At 62.4% G+C, this 23,361-nt stretch carries 13 protein-coding genes; 6 read left to right on the top strand and 7 right to left on the bottom strand.

Annotation, left to right across the window (positions count from 1 at the left end; genetic code table 11):
- Positions 1–158 precede the first annotated feature (158 nt).
- The 5 genes from J5N58_RS09650 to J5N58_RS09630 all read right to left on the bottom strand — a co-directional run bounded on the left by J5N58_RS09650 (position 159) and on the right by J5N58_RS09630 (position 4,541).
- On the bottom strand, positions 159–1,322 hold the full coding sequence (locus J5N58_RS09650) for a M20 aminoacylase family protein (RefSeq protein ID WP_244710609.1): 1,164 nt from the start codon (positions 1,320–1,322) through the stop codon (positions 159–161).
- A 2-nt stretch (positions 1,323–1,324) separates the two neighbouring features.
- Entirely contained in the window at positions 1,325–2,140 is an 816-nt protein-coding gene (locus tag J5N58_RS09645; RefSeq protein ID WP_113443124.1) for an ABC transporter permease subunit, read from the bottom strand.
- A 4-nt stretch (positions 2,141–2,144) separates the two neighbouring features.
- Positions 2,145–2,876 carry an ABC transporter permease gene (locus J5N58_RS09640; protein WP_244710607.1) on the bottom strand — a complete coding sequence of 244 codons (732 nt, stop codon included), beginning with the start codon at positions 2,874–2,876 and terminating at the stop codon, positions 2,145–2,147.
- A 73-nt stretch (positions 2,877–2,949) separates the two neighbouring features.
- A complete protein-coding gene (locus tag J5N58_RS09635) occupies positions 2,950–3,720 on the bottom strand; it encodes a transporter substrate-binding domain-containing protein (RefSeq protein WP_425314461.1) in 771 nt (256 codons plus the stop codon).
- Between the two features lie 47 nt (positions 3,721–3,767).
- The gene (locus J5N58_RS09630; RefSeq protein WP_113443122.1) at positions 3,768–4,541 is read right to left on the bottom strand and encodes an ABC transporter ATP-binding protein; all 774 of its coding nucleotides are present in this window, start codon (positions 4,539–4,541) and stop codon (positions 3,768–3,770) included.
- A 204-nt stretch (positions 4,542–4,745) separates the two neighbouring features.
- Here J5N58_RS09630 and J5N58_RS09625 point away from each other — a divergent pair, with 204 nt between their 5' ends.
- The 6 genes from J5N58_RS09625 (at position 4,746) to J5N58_RS09600 (ending at position 18,672) form a co-directional block, all read left to right on the top strand.
- Entirely contained in the window at positions 4,746–5,624 is an 879-nt protein-coding gene (locus J5N58_RS09625) for a dimethylarginine dimethylaminohydrolase family protein (protein ID WP_113425486.1), read from the top strand.
- Positions 5,621–6,286 carry a TetR family transcriptional regulator C-terminal domain-containing protein gene (locus J5N58_RS09620; protein WP_244710605.1) on the top strand — a complete coding sequence of 222 codons (666 nt, stop codon included), beginning with the start codon at positions 5,621–5,623 and terminating at the stop codon, positions 6,284–6,286. The genes J5N58_RS09625 and J5N58_RS09620 overlap by 4 nt, the downstream gene beginning before the upstream one ends.
- An 11-nt stretch (positions 6,287–6,297) precedes the next feature.
- Entirely contained in the window at positions 6,298–7,500 is a 1,203-nt protein-coding gene (locus J5N58_RS09615; protein ID WP_113443121.1) for a pyridoxal phosphate-dependent aminotransferase, read from the top strand.
- Positions 7,485–9,098: a 5-guanidino-2-oxopentanoate decarboxylase gene (locus tag J5N58_RS09610; RefSeq protein ID WP_112830489.1), complete on the top strand. Its 1,614-nt coding sequence runs from the start codon at positions 7,485–7,487 to the stop codon at positions 9,096–9,098. The genes J5N58_RS09615 and J5N58_RS09610 overlap by 16 nt, the downstream gene beginning before the upstream one ends.
- A gap of 94 nt (positions 9,099–9,192) precedes the next feature.
- Positions 9,193–9,888: a helix-turn-helix domain-containing protein gene (locus tag J5N58_RS09605; RefSeq protein ID WP_112830488.1), complete on the top strand. Its 696-nt coding sequence runs from the start codon at positions 9,193–9,195 to the stop codon at positions 9,886–9,888.
- Positions 9,889–10,179: 291 nt separating this feature from the next.
- Entirely contained in the window at positions 10,180–18,672 is an 8,493-nt protein-coding gene (locus J5N58_RS09600; protein WP_244710602.1) for a glycoside hydrolase family 94 protein, read from the top strand.
- Between the two features lie 83 nt (positions 18,673–18,755).
- On the opposite strand, the gene pyc is transcribed toward J5N58_RS09600, so the two are convergent.
- The gene (pyc, locus tag J5N58_RS09595; protein WP_113338144.1) at positions 18,756–22,214 is read right to left on the bottom strand and encodes a pyruvate carboxylase; all 3,459 of its coding nucleotides are present in this window, start codon (positions 22,212–22,214) and stop codon (positions 18,756–18,758) included.
- 123 nt (positions 22,215–22,337) lie between these two features.
- Positions 22,338–23,078 carry a LuxR family transcriptional regulator gene (locus tag J5N58_RS09590; RefSeq protein ID WP_112830485.1) on the bottom strand — a complete coding sequence of 247 codons (741 nt, stop codon included), beginning with the start codon at positions 23,076–23,078 and terminating at the stop codon, positions 22,338–22,340.
- Positions 23,079–23,361: the final 283 nt, after the last annotated feature.

Genomic DNA, 23,361 nt, shown 5'->3' with positions numbered 1-23,361 from the left:
GCCGGCCATCTCTCCCACAAGGGGGGAGACCATTCGTGGCAATGCTTCGTCAGGCTTCTGCAGGAGCGACCGGCAAGCAAGATGGTGCACCGGTCCTTGCTGTATTGAAGCAGGTGTTGATCGAGCCCCTCCAAGGGTTGGGGAGGGGCCTTTTGCCGCTACTTCGCAGCCAGCCACTTCTCCGTCAGTTCGACCCAGAAGCTGGTGCCGACCGGCAGGATGTCGTCGTTGAAGTCGTAACGTGGATGGTGCAGCGGCGGGTCGTTGGGCGTGCGCTGCGTGCCGAGGAAGAAATAGCAGCCCGGCCGCTTCTCCAGCATGTAGGCGAAATCCTCGCTGCCCATGGTCGGCCGGTCCATGTCGTAGACCTTGTCGGCGCCGGCAAAATCGATGGCGAGCGCACGGATGAAGTCGGTTTCCGCCTTGTGATTGATCGTGGCGTTGTAGCCGCGTTGGTAGTCGAGCGTGACGCTCATGCCGTAGCTGGCGGCCTGTCCCTCGGCAATGGTGCGGATGCGCTCCTCGAGCTGGTCGCGCACCTTAGGGTCGAAGGAGCGGATGGAAAGCTTCATTTCCGCCCGTTCGGGAATGACGTTGCTCGCCGCACCCGCATGAAAGGCCCCGACCGTAATGACGCTCGGATCGATGGGGTGGATGTTGCGCGAGACGACGGTCTGTAAAGCCATGATGATCGAGGCACCGCAGACAATGGGGTCGGCGGTATCCTGCGGCTCCGCGCCATGGCCGCCGCGGCCGTTGACCGTGATGACGCATTCGTCGACCGCCGCCATGATCGGCCCTTCGCGCAGGGCGAACTTGCCGAAGGGAATGGTCGGGTCGTTATGCAGCGCGAATACGGCATCGCAGGGAAATTTCTCGAACAGGCCGTCCTCCATCATGATCCTGGCGCCGCCGAAATTCTCTTCGGCCGGCTGGAAGATCAGATGCACGACGCCATCGAAATTGCGGCGCTCGGCAAGGATGCGCGCGGCGCCGAGCAGCATGGCGGTATGTCCGTCGTGACCGCAGGCATGCATGACACCGGGGTTCTTGCTGGCATAGGCCGCGCCCGTCTCCTCGAGGATCGGCAGGGCATCGAAATCCGCGCGGATGCCGATGCTCTTCGTGCTCGTCCCGTTTCTGAGGGTCGCCACGACGCCGGTTTTCGCCAGCCCGCGATGCACCTCGTAACCAAGCGCCTCGAGCTGCTTTGCCACGTAATCCGATGTATCGAACTCGGAAAGGCCGATCTCCGGATACTGGTGGAGATGGTGACGGGTCGCCAGCACATCGGCCATGTAGTTCGAGAATTGTATCGTCATCGTCATGCACCACGGTTTGGAATGCGGTTTTCGAGAAAGCGGAATGCCATGACCAGAAGACCGGTCAGGCAGAGGTAGATCAGCGCCAGCAATAGCAGCGGTTCGTAGGTGAGATAAGTCTCCTGCCTGACTTTCGATATCACGGCATAGACATCGACCACCGTGATGGTGGCGACAAGCGGTGTGGATTTGAGCTGCAGCACGGTTTCGCCGGTCAGGGTGGGAAGCACCCGATGGATCGCCCGTGGCAGCCAGATTCGGCGAAACATCGTTAGCCGGCTCATGCCGAAGGCACGCGCTGCTTCGAGCTCACCCTTCGGAACCCCGGCAAACGCGCCGCGCATCACCTCGCCCTCGTAGGCCGCAAAGGACAGCATCAGCGCCGCAAAACCATAGGGCCATGCCTGCCGGAGATAGGGCCAGAGAAAGGACGAACGGATCTCGGGATACTGGGCGAAGAGCGAGCCGAGACCGTAATAGAGCAGCCAGAGCTGCAGCAGCAGCGGCGTGCCGCGAATGATCGTGCAGAATATTTTGGCCGGCCAGGCCAGCAGTTTCGGACCCGTGACCTGCACGAGCCCGATCGGAACCGCCAGCAGAAATCCGAAAAAGGCGGTCAAAAACAGCAGCAGCAATGTCTGCCAGACGCCGGCGACAAGACGCCACTGGTATTTCGGCAACCAGTCCCAGCGCATGAACCAAGCGGCGCAAAGGACGATTGCCGCAAAAACCGCCATCATGAATAGCCGGTGCGGCTCGAACAGGTGCCGCGCCTTTGGCGGCTGATAGGCGGGCATTCCGGACGCGATCTCGGTCATCTCGTTACACCGGCTCCGCAATTCCGCGCCGCGCCCGGCGCTCGACGATGCCGATCACGACGTTGGAAACGAGCGTCAGCAGCAGGTAGAGGGCGCCTGCCGCGCAGAAGAACAGCATGTAGGCCTTGGTGCTGCCGGCCGCCTGGCGCGTCACGAGTGTCAGTTCGCTGAACCCGACGACCGCTAGCAGAGCGGTGTCCTTGGTGGCGATCAGCCAGAGATTGGCGAGTCCGGGAATGGCAAAGGGCAGCATGGCAGGAAGCGTGACGCGGATCATCACCTTGATCGGCGACATGCCATAGGCCCGCGCAGCCTCGATCTGCCCAGGCGGCACGGCCTTGATCGCGCCGCGCAATACCTCGGTCGAATAGGCCCCCTGCACCACGCCGATGACAAAGACACCGGCCGCAAGTCCGCTGATGTCGACCGAGGGCAGTCCGGCCAGCGAAAGCAGCGCGTTCACCGCGTCCGTGCCGGCATAATAGAGGAGAAGGATCAGGACCAGTTCCGGTACGGCCCTAATGACGGTGGTATAGACCTCCAGGAGGTCACGAAGGATAGGCCCGCCATAAAGCTTGCCGAAGGCTCCGCCGATCCCGATCAGGATGCCGAGCCCGTAGCCGCCCACCGCAAGCTGCAGCGATTGCGCAAAGCCTTGCAGAAGCACGCCGCCCCAGCCCGGCGGCGAAAGCGCCAGAAGGCTCCAGTCGAAAAGGCTGCCGGACGCTGCCGCCATCTTGAAACGCCTCGATTGTCAGAAGTGCGGAGAAGGCATGCGGCGGACCCCCGCCGCATGTCCGGGGAAACGGTCAACCGCCGTAGATGTCGAAGTCGAAATACTTCTTCGAGAAGGTGTCGTAGGTGCCGTTGGCACGGATCGCCTTGATCGCAGCGTTGACCTTATCCTTCAGCTCGGTTTCGCCCTTGCGCAGACCGACGCCAACGCCCGCTCCGAGGATGGCCGGATCGTCCTTCACATTGCCCTTGAGCTCACAGCAGGTAGCGCCGGCTTCGGACTTCAGGAAGGCGTCGAGCGCGATGGCATCGGCCTGAACGGCATCGAGACGGCCGGCGGCGAGGTCCTGGTTTGCCTCGTCCTGGGTCTGGTATTCCTTGATTTCCGATGCCTTGTCGCCGAAATACTTGTGAGCGTAATCGGCGTGGACGGTCGAAACCTGTACACCGAGGATCTTGCCGGCAAGCCCTTCGGGCGTCGCTTCGAACTTTTCGCTCTTCGGCCCGACAATGCCGGTCGGCGTGTTGTAGTATTTGTCGGAGAAGTCGATGGTCTTCAGGCGTTCCTCCGTGATCGACATCGAGCCGACGATCATGTCGATCTTCTTCGAGGTCAATGCCGGAATGATGCCGTCCCAGGCGACCGGAGTGATGACGCAGTCGAGCTTGGCCTCGGCGCAGATGGCCTCCATGAAATCGACCTCCCAGCCGACCCATTTGCCGGCAGCATCCGGCGATGCGAAGGGCGGATAGGGCTCGGCGGAGAAGCCGACCTTGACCTGTTCGGCGGCAGCGTTGCCAAAGGCCGCTCCGCCGATGGCCAGTGCGATAAGGGTGATCTTCATTGCATTCTTCATTATGTTCCCCTGTTGTTTTTAGGTTTGATGAAGTCTCAATGGATTGAGCTGATGAATTTCTTGAGCCGTTCGGATTTCGGCGCGCCGAACAGCTGTTCCGGCGGTCCCTGTTCCTCGATCACGCCGTTGGCGAGAAAGACCACATGGTTGGAGACTTCGCGGGCGAACTTCATTTCATGGGTGACGAGGATCATCGTGCGCTTTTCCCGGGCGAGATCGCCGATGACGGAGAGAACCTCGCCGACAAGCTCCGGATCGAGCGCCGAGGTCGGCTCGTCGAACAGCATGACTAGCGGTTGGATGGCCAGCGCCCGGGCGATAGCGGCACGCTGCTGCTGCCCGCCGGAAAGGAAGGCCGGATAGGCGTCCCGCTTCTCGTAAAGACCGACCCGCCTGAGCAGCGTTTCGGCGATGGCGACCGCTTCGTCCTTGCGCATGCCCAGGACATGCACCGGCACCTCGATGACATTCTGCAGCACCGTCATGTGCTGCCAGAGATTGAAGTTCTGGAACACCATGCCGAGCCGGCTGCGGATGCGCTGCACCTGCCTGCGGTCCGCCGGCATCAGGCCGCCATGACCGTCCTTCTTCATGGCGATCGTCTCGCCATGGATCGTCACCGAGCCCGCGCTCGGCAGTTCCAGCATGTTGATGCATCTGAGGAAGGTGGATTTTCCCGAGCCGCTGCCGCCGATGATGGCGATCACGTCGCCCTGCCTTGCCGATAGCGAAACACCCTTCAGGACCTCGAGCGGACCGAACCGCTTGTACAGATCCTGCACGTCAATGGCTTGCGCCGATATCGTCATGAATACCGCCAATGCCCGGAGGCAAAGCCCCGGCAAGATGGTTGCCACTGTTCCCGCCAGCTTCTTGTCTGCCCGGTGCGGCGCTGGATCCCGCCCGGTGGATTGCCCGGGAGTTTTGCACTTGTGCAGTAATTATTCAAGCGTATAAGTAAATCAGTTTGCAGTGCGGTCAGACATGCCAGGCCGTGGGATCGGGAAGGGCGCATGAAGAATTACGGCTCTCAGGACATGTCGGGGAAACTCTTGAGGGTGGTGATGCGCCGGCCGGGTGCGAGCCTCAGGGATGCCGATCCCTCCGTCTGGCATTACGGGCCGACCTTCGACGGCGCGAGAGCCGTCCAGCAATACGGGCATTTTGCCGATCTGGTGGCGGGCGCCGGGGCTGAAATCCTGTGGCTAGAGGACCGCGGCGACGGTTTGGCGGACGCCATGTTCACCCACGATCCCTCGCTGATGACAGATCACGGCGCCATCATCCTCAACATGGGCAAGCCGCTGCGCCAGCGCGAACCGGAACTGCACGAGGCAGTCTATAGCAAGGCCGGCATTCCGATTCTCGGTCGCATCGAAGCTCCCGGCACGATCGAAGGTGGCGACTGTGTGTGGGTGGACGCAACAACGCTTGCGATCGGCCGCGGTGTGCGCTCCAACCAGGCCGGCATCGAGCAGATGACGGCGATGCTGGCACCCCATGGTGTCACGGTTCTCGGCTTCGACCTGCCGCTCTGGCAGGGCGAGGAAGCCTGCCTGCACCTCATGTCGGTCATCAGCCCGCTCGCCAAGGATCTGGCGCTCGTCCATGCGCCGCTGCTGCCGGCCGCCTTCTATTTCCTCTTGAAGGAAAAGGGCATCCGGCTTGTCCTTGCTCCAGAAGAGGAGTTTGCCGCCAGCAACGGCCTGAACCTCAACGTCCTGCCGACCTCGCCGCGCAAGGTCATCATGGTGGAAGGCTTCCCCGGAACCCGCGCCGCCATGGAGGCAGCCGGCTGCGAGGTACAGACCTTTGCCGCCGACGCGCTCTGCATCGCCTGCGAAGGCGGTCCCACCTGCCTGACCCGGCCGATATTGAGACTGGCGTCATGAGCCGGCGGGTCTTCCATCGCGCCGGGGAGGCGGAGCGGCGGCAGGACCTGATCAGGGCAACGCTGGACTGCATTTCGGAGAAGGGACTGGAGGGCGCGACCGTACGCGAGATCGCGGCCCGCGCCGGCGTCACCGGCGGCCTGATCCGCCATTACTTCGCCAGCAAGGACCAGATGCTGCAGGCCGCCTATCGCGAGACCATGGCATCGATGACCACGACGGCGATCAGCGCGGCTGGGGTCGAGGGCGGGGGCGACGTGAAGAGCGCGCGCCTCAGACTGCATGATTTTATCATCGCCAATGTCAGTCCGCCGGTCACCGATCCGCGCACGCTCTCGCTTTGGGCCGGGTTCATCAGCCACATCCGCGTCGATCCGGAATTTGCCCGCATCCACCGCGAGAACTACCTGATCTTCCGCGATGCGCTGGAAGAACTCATCTCCGACTTTCTCGCCGAATGCGGCCGCACGCCGGCATCGGGCGAGAGCCGCAAGCTGGCCATTGCCATCAACGGCCTGATCGACGGTCTCTGGCTCGAGGGTTCGCTTGCCCAGGATCTTTTTGACGACCATGCTCTGCCGCGTATCGCTCTGAAATCGGTCGAGGCCCTGCTCGGTGGCCTGCGCCTTACCGGGCCAGATGCCGGCACCAACGAAAAATGATCGGAACACCCATGCGTTACGCCTCCATCACCGAGCGGCTTGCTCACCTTGGTTCGGGAAAATGGGCCGTTCACATCGAGGCCCGTCGCAAAGCCGCGAAGGGCATTCCCGTCATCGAACTGACGATCGGGGAGCCGGACGTGGCACCAGATCCGGCCCTGCTCGCCGAATGTGCCCGCGCCATGTATGCGGGCCGCACCCGCTATTCGAACGGCCGCGGCGAACCGAGCGTGGTAAAGGCGCTGGCCGCCAAATACGTAAAACGCCGTCCTGACGTTACCGAGCGCAACATTCTCTGCTTTCCAGGCACCCAGACCGCTCTCTTCACGGTGATGCTCGGCCTGCTCGAACCGGGCGATGAGGTGCTGGTCGGCGACCCCTTTTACGCAACGTACGAAGGCGTCATCGCCTCCAGCGGCGCGCGCATGGCGCCCGTTCCGCTTCGGCCGGAACACCACTTCCATCTGCAGCCGGACGATCTTGGCCGGGCGATTACGCCCCGCTCGCGCGTGTTGCTTCTTAATACGCCGCACAATCCGACCGGCGCCGTTCTGTCGGCAGACGAGATTGCCGCCATCGGCAAGGTCTGTCGCGATCACGATCTCTGGATCGTCTGCGACGAGGTTTACGAAGAACTGATCTTCGACAAACCCTTCGCCTCGCCCTTCGACCAGCCGGATCTGGCGGAACGGACCGTCGTCGTCTCCTCGATTTCCAAGTCCCACGCAGCCCCCGGTTTCCGCAGCGGGTGGGCCGCCGGTCCCGTCGAATTCTGTGATCGCCTGCTGCCGGTTTCGGAAACCATGCTGTTCGGCGTCCAGCCCTTCATCGCCGACATGACGGCAATGGCGCTCTCCGAACCCTTCGACACCTCCGCCGTCATGCGAGGTAATTATGCACGCCGCGCGCGACTTGTGGCCGAAGGCCTTGCCGGCAACGGACCGCTGCAGCCGATGATGCCAGAAGGCGGAATGTTCATCGTGATCGACGTCAGCGCGACCGGGCTCACTGGCCTAGAGTTTGCTCACCGCCTCCTGGACGAGAAGAACGTCGCCGTCATGCCGGGCGGCTCCTTCGGCAAGCAGGCGGAAGGTTTCATCCGGGTGTCGCTCACCGTCGATGACGAAAAGCTCGAGGAAGCCACCGGACGCATGGCCGAACTGGCGACGGAACTGATCGAGCGGGAGGATGAACAGAAATGGGCGGCGAAATGAAGACAGTCGGAGAAGCACTGATCGATATTCTGGAAGCCAATGGCGTCGATACCGTCTTCGGCATTCCGGGCGTCCACACCGTCGAACTCTATCGCGGGCTTGCCGCTTCCAACATCCGCCATATCACCCCTCGCCACGAACAGGGTGCAGGTTTCATGGCTGACGGCTATGCCCGCGTCAGCGGAAAACCGGGCGTCTGTCTGCTGATTACCGGCCCCGGCCTTACCAATGCGATAACCGCCATGGCGCAGGCCCAGCAGGATTCCGTGCCGCTCCTCGTTATCTCCGGCGTCAATGCGCGGTCGAGCCTCGGCCACGGACGCGGCCGGCTGCATGAACTGCCTGACCAGCATGCGATGATGGCTTCCTTCACGCTGATGAGTCAGACCCTTCTCGATCCGGCCGATCTGCCTGCGGTGATGGCGAGAGCCTTCACCATCCTGCGTTCCGGCCGCCCGGGACCGGTTCATATCGAAATCCCGATCGACGTCATGTCGATGGAGATCCCTCTGCCGAGGCTTCTTCAAAGTCCGGCCTTCTTGCCCCGCGCCGATCTTGCCAGCGTGCTCGATCTGGCGGAACGCTGCGAACGCGCCCGAAATCCGGTCATTCTTCTGGGCGGCGGCGCGGTTGATGCGGCAAAGGCGGTCGCAACGCTTGCCGAACGGCTCGATGCGCCTGTTGTTAGCACCGTGAACGCCCGCGGCATGCTTTCGGGGCATCCCCTGTCGGTGCCGGCAAGCCCGAGCCTCAAGGCCATGAGAAAGCTTGTCGCCGAGGCTGACCTCGTGCTGGCGCTCGGCACCCAGATGGGGCAGACCGACTACGGCATGTTTGCCGATGACGGTTTTCCGGAACTCGACAATCTCGTTCGCGTCGATATCGACGCCATGCAGCTCGCACGGGGCCCACGGGCCGTCCTGTCGATCCTGTCGGACGTCGGCACGCTGGTCGAGGATCTTCTGACGGAGATCGGCGAGGAGAAGACATCTTCCGGCGGAAGAGGGCGTGCCGCCGCTGCGAGAACCGCGGCCCATGCCGAACTGACGGACAAAATGCGCGCCGAAATCTCCATCCTGGAGACCATCCGGGATACGCTTCAGGGCGCGATCATCGTCGGCGATTCCACCCAGGCCGTCTATGCCGGCAATCTCTATTTCGAAGCGGGCCGCCCGCATGGCTGGTTCAATTCGGCGACCGGCTACGGCGCGCTTGGCTATGCCGCGCCGGCATCGGTCGGTGCAAGTCTCGCCGAACCGGACACGCAGATCGTCTGCCTGACGGGCGACGGCGGCCTGCAGTTTTCGCTTGCCGAACTCGGCTCCGCCAGGGATGCCGGCGTCCGCGTCATCTTCCTCGTCTGGAACAATGACGGCTACAGGGAGATTGAGACCTATATGATCGAGCAGGGGATCGTGCCGGAAGGCGTGAAACCTTCGGCGCCCGATTTCCTGAAGATCGCCACGGCCTACGGTATCTCCGCGGAACGGCTCGGGCATGTCGATGATCTTCCTGCGGCTCTGCGCAAAGCCCGGGACAATGGCGGCCTTGCGCTGATAGAAATTCATGAACGGAAGACCGCCGGCATGGTCGATTGATACCCGCATGGCGACTATCGGCGGCGATCAGCAAAATGTCTGATTGCCATGGCCCCTGCCCAGAGACTATCAGTCGGCCGGTGGGGAGAAGACGATGACCGACAGAACACCGGAACGGAAGAGACAGCACAAGACCGAGGCGGATAACGAGCCTTTGCGGGCGCCGCTGCGGCAGGACCCGCATGCCGTGCGCGATCCCAAGGAAAACAATCTGGAAATCGCGATCGGTCACGAGGTCAGGGCCTTCCGCAAGAAGCTCGGTATCACCGGCTCCGACCTGGCCGCCGCGACCGGCATATCGCTCGGCATGCTGTCGAAGATCGAAAACGGCAATACCTCGCCCTCGCTCACCACGCTGCAATCGCTGGCGCGGGCGCTCGGAGTGCCGGTCACCACCTTCTTCCGCCGTTTCGAGGAGCCGCGCAATGCCGTCTTCGTCAAGGCGGGCGAAGGCGTGGAGATCGAGCGCCGCGGCACCCGTGCCGGCCATCAGTACAACCTGCTCGGTCACATCCCGACGAGCGGCAACGGCGTGCAGGTGGAGCCCTATCTCATCACCCTGACCGCAGATTCCGACGTTTTCCCCGCTTTCCAGCATGCCGGCATGGAATTTATCTACATGCTGGAAGGCGAGGTGAAATACCGTCACGGCGACAGGCTCTACACCATGCTTCCCGGCGACAGCCTGTTCTTCGACGCCGATGCCCGCCACGGGCCGGAAGTGCTGGTACGCCTGCCGATCCGCTTCTTGTCGATCATCTGCTATCCCGACCGTCCTGAAAATCCGTGACGCTTTCCGGCGTCGCGTCCCATGGGCCGGGCCAAGGCTCTCGATGTAATACCCCTTGGCTACGGCTTTGAAATACGGCATAAAAAAGCCAATTTTCCCAGCGAAGGCACGAAAGATTTCCGCCTAGACCAGTTTTCTGATCGGCATCGCTGCGCAAACCGGCTTTTTGAGTTCGGATGATTGAACGACCGGCCGGATTTGTGCAAAGCGAGGCGCCGAAGGACGGCAGTGGTCGAGACAAACCCTGACGAACGCCTTCTAAACCCAGAACCCGAGAAATTAAGTCTTCCCATGACTCCGCATGTTCCGTCGCGCGACTTTGAATCCAGACAGATCGATCACAATGACTCGATCCGGGCCGCCTATTTCACGATCGACGAGCTGCGTGAAAGCGCCGAAGCGCTCGCGCGGGATGGCGCAAGCGAGTTACCGGGCCTGATCGATTTCGATTTCTTTGCCCGGCACAAGGAAAACGAACGGGAAATCCTGCGCGTCTATCGCGCGACGGCGGCGGATGTCGAGGCCGGCGCAACCATCACGCCTGCTGCCGAATGGCTGCTCGACAATCACTACATCATCGAGGAGGCGATCCAGGAAGTCCGGCGTGACTTCCCGCGGCGTTTCTACCGCCAGCTTCCGACGATGAAAATCGGCAACCGCGAGATCCCGCGCACCATGGCGCTGGCCTGGCTCTATGTCGCCCATACCCATTCGACCGTGTCGATGGAAAGCATGACGGCGCTCGTCGAAGGCTTCCAGAAGCATCAGGTGCTGGAAATCGGCGAACTCTGGGCGCTGCCCTCCATCGTTCGTTTCGTGCTGATCGAAAACCTGCGGCGTATCTCCACCCGCGTCGACCGCTCGCGGCGCATGCGCCGCAAGGCCAACGAGGTCGCCGACGAGATCATTCGCATCAACGACGCCGACGCCTCGGCGGACATCCTGAAGCAGATCGAGCAGCTGGCAGAAGACAATACCTTCGCCACGCAGTTCCTCTACCGTCTGCGCAACGGTTCCCAGGACACGAGCTTTGCCGTCAGCTGGCAGGAGCAGCGACTGGAACAGGCGGGTCGCAGCGCCGAAGAGGCGATGACCGCCGAGCAGAACCGCCTGTCCTCCGGTAACGTGACCACCGGCAATATCGTCAAGGGACTGCGGGAGATCGACGACAAGGAATGGTCGGTCTGGGTGGAAGACGTCTGTCTGGTCGACAAGGTTCTCAGCCAGCACACAGACTACCGTCAGCTCGACTTCGGTTCGCGCAACGCCTATCGCAACACCATCGAAAAGCTTGCCCGCCGTTCCGAAAAGTCGGAAATCGAAATCGCCCAGGTGGCGATCGATCTCGCGCTTGCCGCTACGCGCTCGGGCGAAGCCGGCGCCGCTCCCGATGTCGGCAGCTATCTCGTCGGCACCCGGCGTCCATTGCTCGAACAGGCGATCGACTATCGCGTGCCGCTGTGGCGCCGTCTCGCCGACGGCATCAAGCGGCTGAACTGGCTTGCCATTGCCGTGCCCGTCGTCGGCCTGACGATCGCAGCGCTGGCCCTTGTCGGCTATTTCCTCGCTCAGGCGGGCCTGTCCACGCCGCTCATCCTAATCCTGCTGGCGATGTTCTCGCTTCCGGCCTCCGAGGGCGCTACCGGCCTGTTCAACACGCTTGTGACCCTGATGGTCAAGCCATCGCGGCTTACCGGCTACGAGTTCAAGGCTGGAATTCCAGCCGATGCGCGTACTCTTGTCGCGGTGCCCTGCCTGATTGCCAAGCGCGACGATGTCGACGAACTCATCCGCAATCTCGAGGTCCATTACCTCACCAATCCGCATGGCGAGATCTATTTCGCACTGCTGAGCGACTGGCGGGACAGTCCCGTGGAGGAAAGCCCTGCAGACCTAGAGGTCCTCGAATATGCCAAGCAGGAAGTGGCAGAGTTGAACGCCCGCTATGCCCATGTGGGAAGGACGCTGTTTTATCTGCTGCATCGCCGCCGGCTCTACAATCCGGCTGAAGGCTGCTGGATGGGCTGGGAACGCAAGCGCGGCAAGCTGCACGAGATGAACCTGCTTCTGCGCGGCGATCGCGACACATCCTATCTGCCGGGCGCCAACATGGTGCCCGAAGACGTGAAATACGTGATGACGCTCGATGCCGATACGCGCCTGATGCGCGACGCCGTCACCAAGCTGGTCGGCAAGCTGCATCATCCGATCAACCGCCCGGTCCACGATCCGAAGAGCGGTCGGGTCGTCAGCGGCTACGGCCTCCTTCAGCCGCGCGTAACGCCTTCGCTCACCACCGGTGAGGACGCCTCGGTCTTCCAGCGAATCTTCTCGATCAACCGCGGCCTCGATCCCTACGTCTTCACCGTTTCGGACGTCTATCAGGACATCACCGGCGAAGGCACCTTTACCGGAAAGGGCCTCTACGACGTCGATGCCTTCGAGACATCGATCAAGGGACGTATCGACGAAAACACCGTTCTCAGCCACGACCTGCTGGAAGGCTCCTTCGCCCGTTGCGCGCTGGTGACCGATGTGGAGCTGGTGGAGGATTTTCCGACCCGATACGAGGTGGAAATCTCACGTCAGCATCGCTGGGGTCGTGGCGACTGGCAGCTTCTGCCTTATATCCTCGATCCTGCCCGCGGCATCACGGCGCTCGGCCGCTGGAAGATGGTCGACAACCTGCGCCGCTCGCTAACCCCGATCGCCTGGTTCATCGCCTCCGTGCTCGGTTGGGCCACCATGGGGCCGATGGGTGCCATGGTCTGGCAGCTGGTGCTGATCTTCAGCCTTTTCGTCGCTCCCACCATTTCGCTGCTTTCCGGCCTCATCCCGCGCCAGACCGACATCGTGCCGGCTGCGCACTTCCAGACCCTGTGGTCCGAAGTCCGCTCGGTCAACGCCCAGGTCGCGCTGCGTATCGTCTTCATCGCCGATACCGCCTACATGATGGCCGACGCCATCATCCGGTCGCTCTACCGCATGCTGGTGAGTCGCAGGCTGCTTTTGGAATGGCGGACCGCCGCAAGCGTGCAGTCGGTCGCCCAGGGTGATATCGCTTCCTATTACCGCTCGATGCGGCACGCGCCGGTTCTGGCCGTGCTCGCGGTTCTCGCCGCATCGCTGTCGGGCGACTACGGCTACCTGACCGGCCTGCCCTTCGTCGTGCTCTGGGTCTTTTCTCCGCTCGTCGCCTGGTATGTCAGCCAGTCGGCGGAAACCGAAGACAGCCTGGAAGTTCCCGAACAGGTCACCGTCGAACTGCGCAAGATCGCCCGCCGCACCTGGCGTTTCTACGAGACCTTCGTGACCGCCGGAGACAACTACCTGCCGCCGGACAACTACCAGGAGGAGCCGGAGCCGATCGTCGCGCACCGCACCTCACCGACGAATATCGGCGTCTATCTGCTTTCCACGGTTTCGGCGCGGCACTTCGGCTGGCTGAGCTTCGAGCAGACCATCGAGCGTCTCGAACAGACGATTTCGACGGTGGAGCGGATGGACAAGTTCCGTGGCCATCTCTTCAACTGGTATCACACCGATACGCTGAAGACGCTCGGTCCGCGCTACATCTCCGCCGTCGACAGCGGTAACCTCGCCGGCCACCTGATCGCGATTTCATCGGCGTGCCGCGAATGGGGCGAAGCTCCTTCCGCCCATCTGCAGGGCAATCTCGACGGCATCGGCGATGTCTGCGGCATCCTCTATGAGACGCTGAAGGAACTGCCTGACGACCGCAAGACGGTGCGTCCGCTGCGCCGGCGCTTGGAAGAACGTATCCTCGGCTTCAAGACCGGCCTTGCCTCGATCAAGCGCGAACGGGAATTTGCCTCGATCCGCATCGCCAATCTCGCCGTGCTCGCCCGCGACATCCAGAAGCTCGCCGCCAACCTGCATCACGAGGTCCGCTCGGAACAGAGCGCCGAAGTCACCCGCTGGACGGAATCGCTGGTCGGCGTCTGCGAGGCGCATATCGCCGACTCGTCTTTCGACCTGTCGAACATCGACCCGCTGCGCCAGCGTCTCTGCGTTCTGCGAGACCGTGCCCGCGACCTCGCCTTCTCGATGGACTTCAGCTTCCTCTACCGGCCGGAGCGCCGCCTGCTGTCGATCGGCTACCGCGTCGAAAGCCGCGAGCTCGATGAGGCCTGCTACGACCTGCTCGCATCCGAATGCCGCCTGACCAGCCTGTTCGCGGTGGCGAAGGGCGACCTTCCGACCGAACACTGGTACAAGCTCGGCCGTCAGGTGGTGCCGATCGGCGCCCGTGCGGCGCTGATCTCTTGGTCTGGCTCGATGTTCGAATATCTGATGCCGCCGCTCGTCATGCAGGAGCGTCAGGGAGGTATTCTGAACCAGACCAATAATCTGGTTGTCGTCGAACAGATGAACCATGGTCGCCGGCTCAACATCCCCTGGGGTATCTCGGAAGCGGCCTTCAATGCCCGCGACCACGAGATGAACTACCAGTACACCAACTTCGGCGTACCGACGCTCGGCCTCAAGCGCGGCCTCGGGCAGAATGCCGTCATTGCGCCCTATGCCTCGATCCTTGCCAGCCAGTATTATCCGGAGGAGTCCCTCAGGAACCTGGAACGCCTGCGAAAGCTCGGCGCGCTCGGCGCCTACGGCTTCCACGATGCCGTCGACTTCACGCCCACCCGTATTCCGGATGGCAAGACCTGCGCGGTGGTCTACAACTACTATGCCCACCACCACGGCATGTCGATCGCGGCAATTGCCAACGTCGCCTTCAACGGCCGCCTGCGCGAACTCTTCCACTCCGATCCGGTGATCGAAGCCGCCGAACTCCTGCTGCAGGAAAAGCCGCCGCGCGAAATCCCGGTGATGAGCGCCAAGTACGAGCCCCAGACCCCCGGCAAGGGACAGGCCGACCTGTTGCGTCCGGAAATCCGCACCATCACAGATCCGGCCAACAAGGAACGTGAAGTCGCATTCCTGTCGAACGGACATTACTCGGTGATGCTGACGGCAACCGGCTCGGGCTATTCGCGCTGGAACGGTCAGTCGGTTTCCCGCTGGAAGGCCGACCCGACCGAAGACCGCTGGGGCACCTTCATCTTCCTGCGCGACACGGCAAGCGGCCAGTGGTGGTCCGCGACCGCAGCGCCGCGCCGCGCCGAAGACGAAAAGACCAAGGTCATCTTCGGCGACGACAAGGCCGAATTCTTCAAGACGGTCGGCGATATCCAGACGAGCGTCGAATGCATCGTCGCTACCGAGCACGATGCGGAAGGCCGCCGCCTGACCATCCTCAACACCGGCCCGGAAGACCGCTTCATCGAAGTGACCTCCTATCTGGAACCGGTGCTGGGCTTCGACGACGCCGACAACGCCCATCCGCTGTTCTCGCGCATGTTCGTCAAGACCGAGTTCGGCCGCCGTCGCGACGTTATCCGCGCCGAGCGCAACAAGCGCAGCCCCAGCGATCCCGATATCTGCGTCGCCCATCTGGTGGTCGACAATGCCGGCCCCGGCCGTCCGACCGAATTCGAGACGGATCGCCGTCGTTTCCTCGGCCGCGGCCGCAGCCTCGCGGAGGCGGCCGCCTTCGATCCGGGTGCGACGCTTTCTGGCACAGAGGGTTTCACACTCGATCCGGTGCTCAGCCTGCGCCGCGTCGTGCGCGTACCCTCGGGTAAGAAAGTCAGCGTGATCTTCTGGACCATCGCCACGCCGAGCCGCGAAGAGGTGGACAAGGCCATCGAGCGCTACCGGCACCCGGATGCCTTCGCCCACGAACTCATTCACGCCTGGACCCGCGCCCAGGTGGAACTGCGCCACATCGGCATCACCTCGCAACAGGCCGCGGCCTTCCAGCATCTCGGCCGCTACCTCGTCTATCCCGACCCGCATCTGCGTGCAGACCCGGAAACGGTCCGCAACGGCCTGCGTTCGCAATCGGCGCTCTGGCCGATGGCGATCTCGGGCGACTTCCCGATCTTTGCGCTGCGCATCAACGACGACATGGATATCGACATCGCCCGCGAAGCGCTGAGCGGTCTCGAATACCTGCGTCGCCGAGGCGTCACCGCCGACCTCGCCATCGTCAATGAGCGTGCGACCTCCTACATCCAGGACATGCAGCATGCGCTGGATCGCATTGCGGAGAACATGCGCAACCGCCTGCAGGATGTGTCAGGCCGCCAGCACGTCTTCACGGTCCGCCATGACCTTATGGACGAGAACGGCTCCCAGGCCCTTCTTGCCGCCGCGCGCGTCGTCTTCCATGCCCGCAACGGCAAGATCGTCGACCAGATCAACCGCGCGGTCTCGCTGTTTGCCACGCCGCGCATTCCTGACGGATCCGAAGGCGAATGGGCCGGTCTTCTGCCGGCAACGCCGGCTTCGGCCCCGGTCGCAACGACACCCGCAACGGCCGATGACCTCGACATGTGGAACGGTTTCGGCGGCTTCGCCAAGGACGGCACGGAATATGTCGTGCGTCTCGATGCCGCGACCTCGACGCCGCAGCCGTGGATCAACGTGATCGCCAACGAACAATTCGGCTTCCACGTTTCCGCCGAGGGTGCCGGTTTCAGCTGGAGCCAGAACTCCCGCGACTATCAGGTTACGCCATGGTCGAACGATCCGGTGACAAACCGTCCCGGCGAGGCTTTCTATGTGGTCGATCTTGAAAGCCGCAACACCTATGTGCCGTTCCAGTCGCTGAACCTCAGCGACAGCGCCCGTTTCGAGACACGCCACGGCCTCGGCTATTCGGTCTTCACCAGCCATCACGACGGTCTCGAACTGGAACTGACCCAAACGGTCGACAGGAACCGCCCGGTCAAGCTTTCACGTCTGGTGCTGAAGAACACCGGCAGCGAAGCCCGCACCTACCGGGTCTACGGCTATGCGGAATGGGTGCTGGGCAACAACGCCCAGAAGACGGCTCCCTTCGTTCTCGCCTCCCATGACGAGGAAACGGGCGCACTCTTCGCCACCAATCCGTATGACATCAACTATCCTGGCCGTATCGCTTTCCTCGCCGGCGTTGAAACGCCGACCGGCTTCACCGCGAGCCGGAGGGAGTTCATCGGACGCCATGGCACGATCCGGATGCCGCAGGCGCTCGCCCGCCAGTCGCGCCTCTCTGGTTCCATCGATACCGAGGGCGATCCCTGCGCGGCCATCGCCTTCGACATCGAAGTGCCGGCGGGAGCGGAAAAGGACGTGACCTTCCTGCTCGGCGAGACAGCAACGGCGGACGCCGCCCGCGCACTGATCGGCGACATCAGGAAGGAGGACTTCCAGTCGATCCTGTCGACAACAAAGTCCTTCTGGAGCGATTTCACCGGCAAGCTGCAGGTCAGGACGGGTGACCAGTCCTTTGACAACCTCGTCAACCGCTGGCTGCCCTATCAGGCGCTCGCCTGCCGCATCTTCGCCCGCGCCGGCTTCTATCAGGCCAGTGGTGCCTATGGCTTCCGCGACCAGCTGCAAGATACTCTCGCCTTCCTGCTGCACCAGCCCGCACTTGCCCGCCGCCAGATCCTCAACGCGGCTGCACGCCAGTTCCTCGAAGGCGATGTCCAGCACTGGTGGTTGCCCCAGACGGGCGCTGGCGTGCGTACCCACATCTCTGACGACGTGGTGTGGCTTGCCCATGCGGTGGACGAGTACATCACGGCAACCGGCGACAAGAGCTTCCTCGACGAGAAGCTCGCTTTCCTTGAGGGGCCGCTGCTTGACGCGAACCAGCACGACTCGTTCTTCCAGCCGACCGTGTCGGAACAGGAAGCGGATCTCTACGAACATGCAGCCCGGGCGCTCGACCTTGCGGTTGCCCGCACCGGTCCGCACGGCCTGCCGCTGATCCTCGGTGGAGACTGGAACGATGGCATGAACCGCGTCGGCGCCAAGGGGCAGGGCGAAAGCGTCTGGCTCGGCTGGTTCCTTGCGGCAACGCTGAAATCCTTCCTCATCTATGCCGAGGAGCGGGGAGACAAGAACCGCGTGTCTCGCTGGACGGCCCATCTTGCAACGCTTTCCGAAGCTCTGGAGACTGCCGGCTGGGATGGCGACTACTATCGTCGCGGCTACTTCGACGACGGCACGCCGCTCGGTTCGAAGGACTCGCAGGAGTGCCGGATCGACTCGATTGCACAGTCCTGGAGCGTGCTTTCCGGTCAGGGCAAGCCTGAGCGTACTGTCAAGGCGCTCGACGCGGCCGTTTCCGAACTGGTCGATGAAGAGGCGGGCATCGTTCGCCTGTTCACGCCGCCCTTTGCCAAGTCGCCGCTCGATCCCGGCTACATCAAGGCCTATCCGCCGGGTGTGCGCGAAAACGGTGGCCAGTATACCCATGCCGCGATCTGGCTCGGTCTGGCGCTCGCCAGGGCCGGCCGGGCGTCAGACGCCTGGCGCTGCTTCGAAATCCTCAACCCGGTCAATCACGCCCGGGATGCGGAGGCCGCCGAGCGCTACCGCGTCGAGCCCTATGTCGTCGCAGCCGATGTCTATGGCGGGGAGGCCTATCTCGGCCGCGGTGGCTGGACCTGGTATACCGGCTCGGCCGGCTGGCTCTACCGCTTCGCTGTCGAAGGGCTGCTCGGCATCAGCCGCAAGGGCAATCTTCTGTTCGTCCGTCCGGTCCTGCCGCCGGAATGGAAGACCTTCGAAGCGACGGTAACGATCGACGAAACGGCTTACGCAATCGTGGTCGAGCGCAGAGGCGATGCGGCTTATGCCGTGACGATCAACGGCAAGAAGGTTGCCGATCCGGAAAAGGGCTTCAAGCTCGCAAAGACGAAGTAACCCGACTTCGAGGTTCGACAAAACAAAAGCCCGGCTCGACGAGCCGGGCTTCTTTGTTGAAGGACGGTGTCTGCGCCCGGCTGTCAGCCGGCAAAAACCACCAGCAGGTCCTTTGCATCGATCTGGTCGCCGGCCTTGACGAGGACTTCGGAGATGGTTCCGTCGCGGTCCGCATGGAGTGCGGTTTCCATCTTCATCGCCTCGATGGAAAGCAGCACGTCGCCGACCTTGACCGCCTGACCAGCAGAGACAGCCACTGTCGATACGACACCCGGCATCGGCGCGCCAAGATGGGCGGCGTTGGTCACATCGGCCTTCCGGCGTACCAGCGAGGTGGCGGCGCGGTTGCGGTCCGGGACCTTGATCAGGCGTGGCTGGCCGTTCAGCTCGAAGAACACCTTCACCATAGCCTGCTCGTCCGGCTCGCTCTTGGCCTGATGCAGAATGACCAGCGACTTGCCCCGCTCGATCTCGGGCTGCAGTTCCTCGCCCGGCGCCAGCCCGTAGAAATAGGCAGGCGTCGGCAGAACGCCCACCGGGCCATAGGTCTCGGCGACCAGCGCGTAGTCGGTGAAGACCTTGGGATACATCAGATAGGAGGCGAATTCAAAGTCCGAAACCGCGCGTTCCAGCTTGGTCTCGATCGCCTTGCGCTCCGCATCGAGATCGGCCGGCGGCAACAGCGAGCCCGGAACCGCCGTATAGGGCTTCTCACCCTTGAGCGCTTTCTTCTGCAGGGCCTCCGGCCAGCCGCCCGGAGGCTGACCGAGGTCACCCTTCAGCATGGAAACCACCGAATCCGGGAAAGCGATGTCCTTGTCCGGATTTTCGACGTCGGCCACGGAGAGATCCTGGCTGACCATCATCAGCGCCATGTCGCCGACCACCTTGGAGGACGGCGTCACCTTCACGATATCGCCGAACATCTGGTTGGCATCGGCATAGGCCTGTGCGACCTGATGCCAGCGCGTTTCCAGCCCCAGCGAACGGGCCTGTTCCTTGAGATTGGTGAACTGGCCACCGGGCATTTCGTGCAGGTAGACCTCGGAAGCCGGTCCCTTGAGGTCGCTTTCGAAGGCCGCATACTGGTTACGGACGGCTTCCCAATAGAAGGAGATCCGGCGGATCCATTGCGGATCGAGGCCCGGATCGCGCTCCGAACTCTTGAGCGCTTCCACGATGGAGCCGAGGCAGGGCTGCGAGGTGTTGCCGGACAGGGCATCCATCGCCGCATCCACCACGTCGACGCCCGTTTCCACCGCCGCCAGCACGGTCGCAGCCGCAATGCCGGAGGTGTCGTGCGTATGGAAGTGGATCGGCAGGTCGGTCGCCTCGCGCAAGGCCTTGAAGAGCACGCGGGCGGCTGCGGGCTTCAGCAGGCCCGCCATGTCCTTCACCGCGATCATGTGGGCGCCGGCCCGTTCCAGCTCGGCGGCGAGGGCGGTGTAGTATTTGAGGTCGTATTTCGGCCGGGCGGAATTCAGAATGTCGCCGGTATAGCAGATTGCCGCCTCGCAGATCCGGTTTTCTTCTGCGATGGCATCCATCGAGACACGCATGTTCTCGACCCAGTTGAGGCAGTCGAACACGCGGAACACATCGATGCCGCCCTTCGCCGCCTGTCTTACAAAATACTTCACGACATTGTCGGGATAGTTCTTGTAGCCGACGCCGTTTGCGCCGCGCAGCAGCATCTGCAAAAGCAGGTTCGGAGCATCTTCACGAATCCGGGCAAGGCGGTCCCAGGGGTCCTCGGTCAGGAAGCGCATGGAAACGTCGAAGGTCGCGCCGCCCCAGCATTCCAGGGAGAAGAGCTGCGGAAGCGCCCGGGCATAGGTGCCGGCGACCCGCGCGATATCGTAGGTGCGCATGCGCGTCGCCAGAAGCGACTGGTGACCGTCGCGCATGGTGGTATCGGTGACCAGCACCTGTTTCTGGGCGCGAACCCATTCGGCGAATTTTTTCGGGCCGAGTTCGTCGAGTTTCTGCTTCGTGCCGGCCGGGATATCTCCTTCGATGAAGGGCACTACCGGTGCTGCGATATCCGCGGGAGGTTTCGGTCGTCCCTTGGCTTCCGGATGGCCATTGACGGTCACGTCCGCAAGATAGGTGAGCAGCTTCGTGGCGCGGTCCTGGCGCTTGACCTGCTGGAACAGCTCCGGCGTCGTGTCGATGAAGCGGGTGGTGTAGCTGTTGTCGCGGAACTTCGGATGCGTGATGATCGCTTCGAGGAAGGTGAGGTTGGTGGCAACCCCGCGAATACGGAACTCGCGAAGCGCGCGGTCCATGCGCTGGATGGCTTCGAGCGGATCGGGTGCCCAGGCCGTTACCTTGACCAGCAACGGATCGTAGAAACGGGTAATAACCGCGCCCGGATAGGCGGTGCCGCCGTCGAGACGGATGCCGAAGCCCGAAGCCGAGCGGTAGCCTGTGATCCGGCCATAGTCCGGAATGAAGTTCTGCTCCGGATCCTCGGTCGTGATGCGGCACTGGAGCGCATGGCCGTTCAGCCGGATGTCCTCCTGCTTCGGCACGCCCGACCCCGGAGTGCCGATCGCGTGGCCATCGAGGATGTGGATCTGCGCCTTCACGATGTCGATGCCGGTCACCACTTCGGTGACGGTGTGCTCGACCTGAATGCGCGGATTGACCTCGATGAAGTAGAACTTGCCGGTATCCGCATCCATCAGATATTCGACGGTGCCGGCGCCGACATAGTTTGTCGCCTTGGCGATCTTCAGCGAATAGGCGGCCAGTTCCTGGCGCTGCGCCTCCGAAAGATACGGAGCCGGTGCGCGCTCGACGACCTTCTGATTGCGCCGCTGGATGGAACAGTCGCGCTCGAACAGATGCACGACATTGCCGTGAGTATCGCCGAGGATCTGGCTCTCCACGTGCCGCGCCCGCTCGACGAGTTTCTCCAGATAGACCTCGTCCTTGCCGAATGCAGCCTTCGCCTCGCGTCTGGCTTCCGTCACCTCGCGGATCAAGTCCTTCGGGTCACGGATCGCGCGCATGCCGCGCCCGCCCCCGCCCCAGGACGCCTTCAGCATCACGGGATAGCCGATCTCCTCCGCCAGCCGATGAATTTCCGCTGGATCGTCCGGCAGCGGATCGGTCGCCGGGACGACAGGCACACCGACCGAAATCGCCAGATTGCGGGCAGCGACCTTGTTGCCCAATTGCCGCATGGTTTCGGCGCGAGGACCGATGAAAGTGATACCTGCAACGTTGCAGGCGTCGACGAACTCGGGACTCTCCGACAGGAGACCGTAGCCTGGATGGATAGCATCGGCGCCGGAAAGCTTCGCAACCCGAATGATCTCCTCGATCGAAAGATAGCTTTCGATCGGTCCGAGTTCGCGGGAAAGATGCGGGCCGCGGCCGATCTGGTAACTTTCGTCAGCCTTGAAGCGATGCAGCGAAAGCTTGTCTTCCTCCGCCCATATCGCGACTGTTTTCAGGCCGAGTTCGTTGGCGGCGCGAAAGACGCGAATGGCAATTTCGGATCGGTTGGCGACAAGTATCTTGGAAATGGGCAAATCGGTCTCCTCAAACGACAGGCCAAGGTATTTTTGCAACTGCGAAATATCTTCATAACCTGGTGTCCGGGGCAAGCCCCATCTGCGTCGTTTTCTGGAAATTTTAGCCCACGCCCGATGCCGTCAGGTGATGAGCCCGAGCCGGAGCGCTAGCGCCACGACATGCTGGCGGTTCTTTGCCTTCAACTTGTCCTGGATGCCATTCATGTACCAATCCACGGTGTGGTTGGATATCTGCAGCACCTTGCTGATCTCGTTGGACGTCATGCCGTCGGCGAGATAGTTCAGAACCTCCATCTCGCGCCGCGTCATTTTCGTGTCGACCGTGGCGGCAGCCTCAAGCTCGCCGGTCTCCTGTTTCAACTCCAGAAGACGCCAGAAGGCCTTCTTGGCCACGGCGTCGAACAGCGTGATTTCCACCGGCGACAGGTCAACGGGCTTGCCGCCGAGCGTCATGTTGCCCAGCAGCCCCTGTCGTCCGTGAACCGGGAAGATGTAACCGTCCTCAAGGCCGAAGCGTATCGATTCGCCCATCATGCGTTCCATGCGCTTGCGGTGCGGATCGTTGCGGAATGCGACAATCGTGTCGCGCCAGCGGAATCCCTTCTGGGCCTGCGCAAGATAGCGGATGGTCGGATCGATCAGCACGAATTTCTTGGAAATGTAGGTTTCCGGCCAGCGCTCCGGCCAACGGCCGACAAGCACCAGCTTCATGGGATTTTCGTGCGGTTTCGGATGCCGCAGAATTCCATAATAATCAAAGCGATAGGTGCGAAGGAGCTTTTCCAGCTCGACGACGACCTCTTCCGGCGACCTGCATTCGTCGGCAACCACAAGGAACTGGATTATCTGATTGACACTCACTTAAACCCCCAAGGCCGCCGAAGCGGCAACACCACGAAAAAGCCATAGCCGTCGCGTTTGTCTTGTGCCCGTCCGGCACGATGTAAATCATTTGCTACCATATTCGGTTAGGAGGCGTTTAAATTCGACATCCGAAATCTAGCCATTGCCGCCGGAACAACCAATCGAAATCCGCCGCCCGTCCCGGTTGCAGTGTTCTTTTTATCGAGCGCGTGGCTTGAGCTGCACAACAACCATATGCCCCGGTTTCCCGCCTCACTCTTGCCTTCCTACGCGAAAAGCG

It is taken from the genome of Paenirhizobium cremeum, assembly GCF_022884085.1.
GTDB classification, from domain to species: domain Bacteria; phylum Pseudomonadota; class Alphaproteobacteria; order Rhizobiales; family Rhizobiaceae; genus Allorhizobium; species Allorhizobium cremeum.
Note: the sequence above shows the minus strand (reverse complement) of the source record. Positions and strands in the feature narration are given on the sequence as shown.

What these genes read in the sequence shown, in the direction of transcription:
- J5N58_RS09650 (WP_244710609.1), bottom strand. Translation starts at nt 1,322, where the DNA reads ATGACGATACAATTCTCGAACTACATGGCCGATGTGCTGGCGACCCGT.
- J5N58_RS09645 (WP_113443124.1), bottom strand. Translation starts at nt 2,140, where the DNA reads ATGACCGAGATCGCGTCCGGAATGCCCGCCTATCAGCCGCCAAAGGCG.
- J5N58_RS09640 (WP_244710607.1), bottom strand. Translation starts at nt 2,876, where the DNA reads ATGGCGGCAGCGTCCGGCAGCCTTTTCGACTGGAGCCTTCTGGCGCTT.
- J5N58_RS09635 (WP_425314461.1), bottom strand. Translation starts at nt 3,720, where the DNA reads ATGAAGATCACCCTTATCGCACTGGCCATCGGCGGAGCGGCCTTTGGC.
- J5N58_RS09630 (WP_113443122.1), bottom strand. Translation starts at nt 4,541, where the DNA reads ATGACGATATCGGCGCAAGCCATTGACGTGCAGGATCTGTACAAGCGG.
- J5N58_RS09625 (WP_113425486.1), top strand. Translation starts at nt 4,746, where the DNA reads ATGAAGAATTACGGCTCTCAGGACATGTCGGGGAAACTCTTGAGGGTG.
- J5N58_RS09620 (WP_244710605.1), top strand. Translation starts at nt 5,621, where the DNA reads ATGAGCCGGCGGGTCTTCCATCGCGCCGGGGAGGCGGAGCGGCGGCAG.
- J5N58_RS09615 (WP_113443121.1), top strand. Translation starts at nt 6,298, where the DNA reads ATGCGTTACGCCTCCATCACCGAGCGGCTTGCTCACCTTGGTTCGGGA.
- J5N58_RS09610 (WP_112830489.1), top strand. Translation starts at nt 7,485, where the DNA reads ATGGGCGGCGAAATGAAGACAGTCGGAGAAGCACTGATCGATATTCTG.
- J5N58_RS09605 (WP_112830488.1), top strand. Translation starts at nt 9,193, where the DNA reads ATGACCGACAGAACACCGGAACGGAAGAGACAGCACAAGACCGAGGCG.
- J5N58_RS09600 (WP_244710602.1), top strand. Translation starts at nt 10,180, where the DNA reads ATGACTCCGCATGTTCCGTCGCGCGACTTTGAATCCAGACAGATCGAT.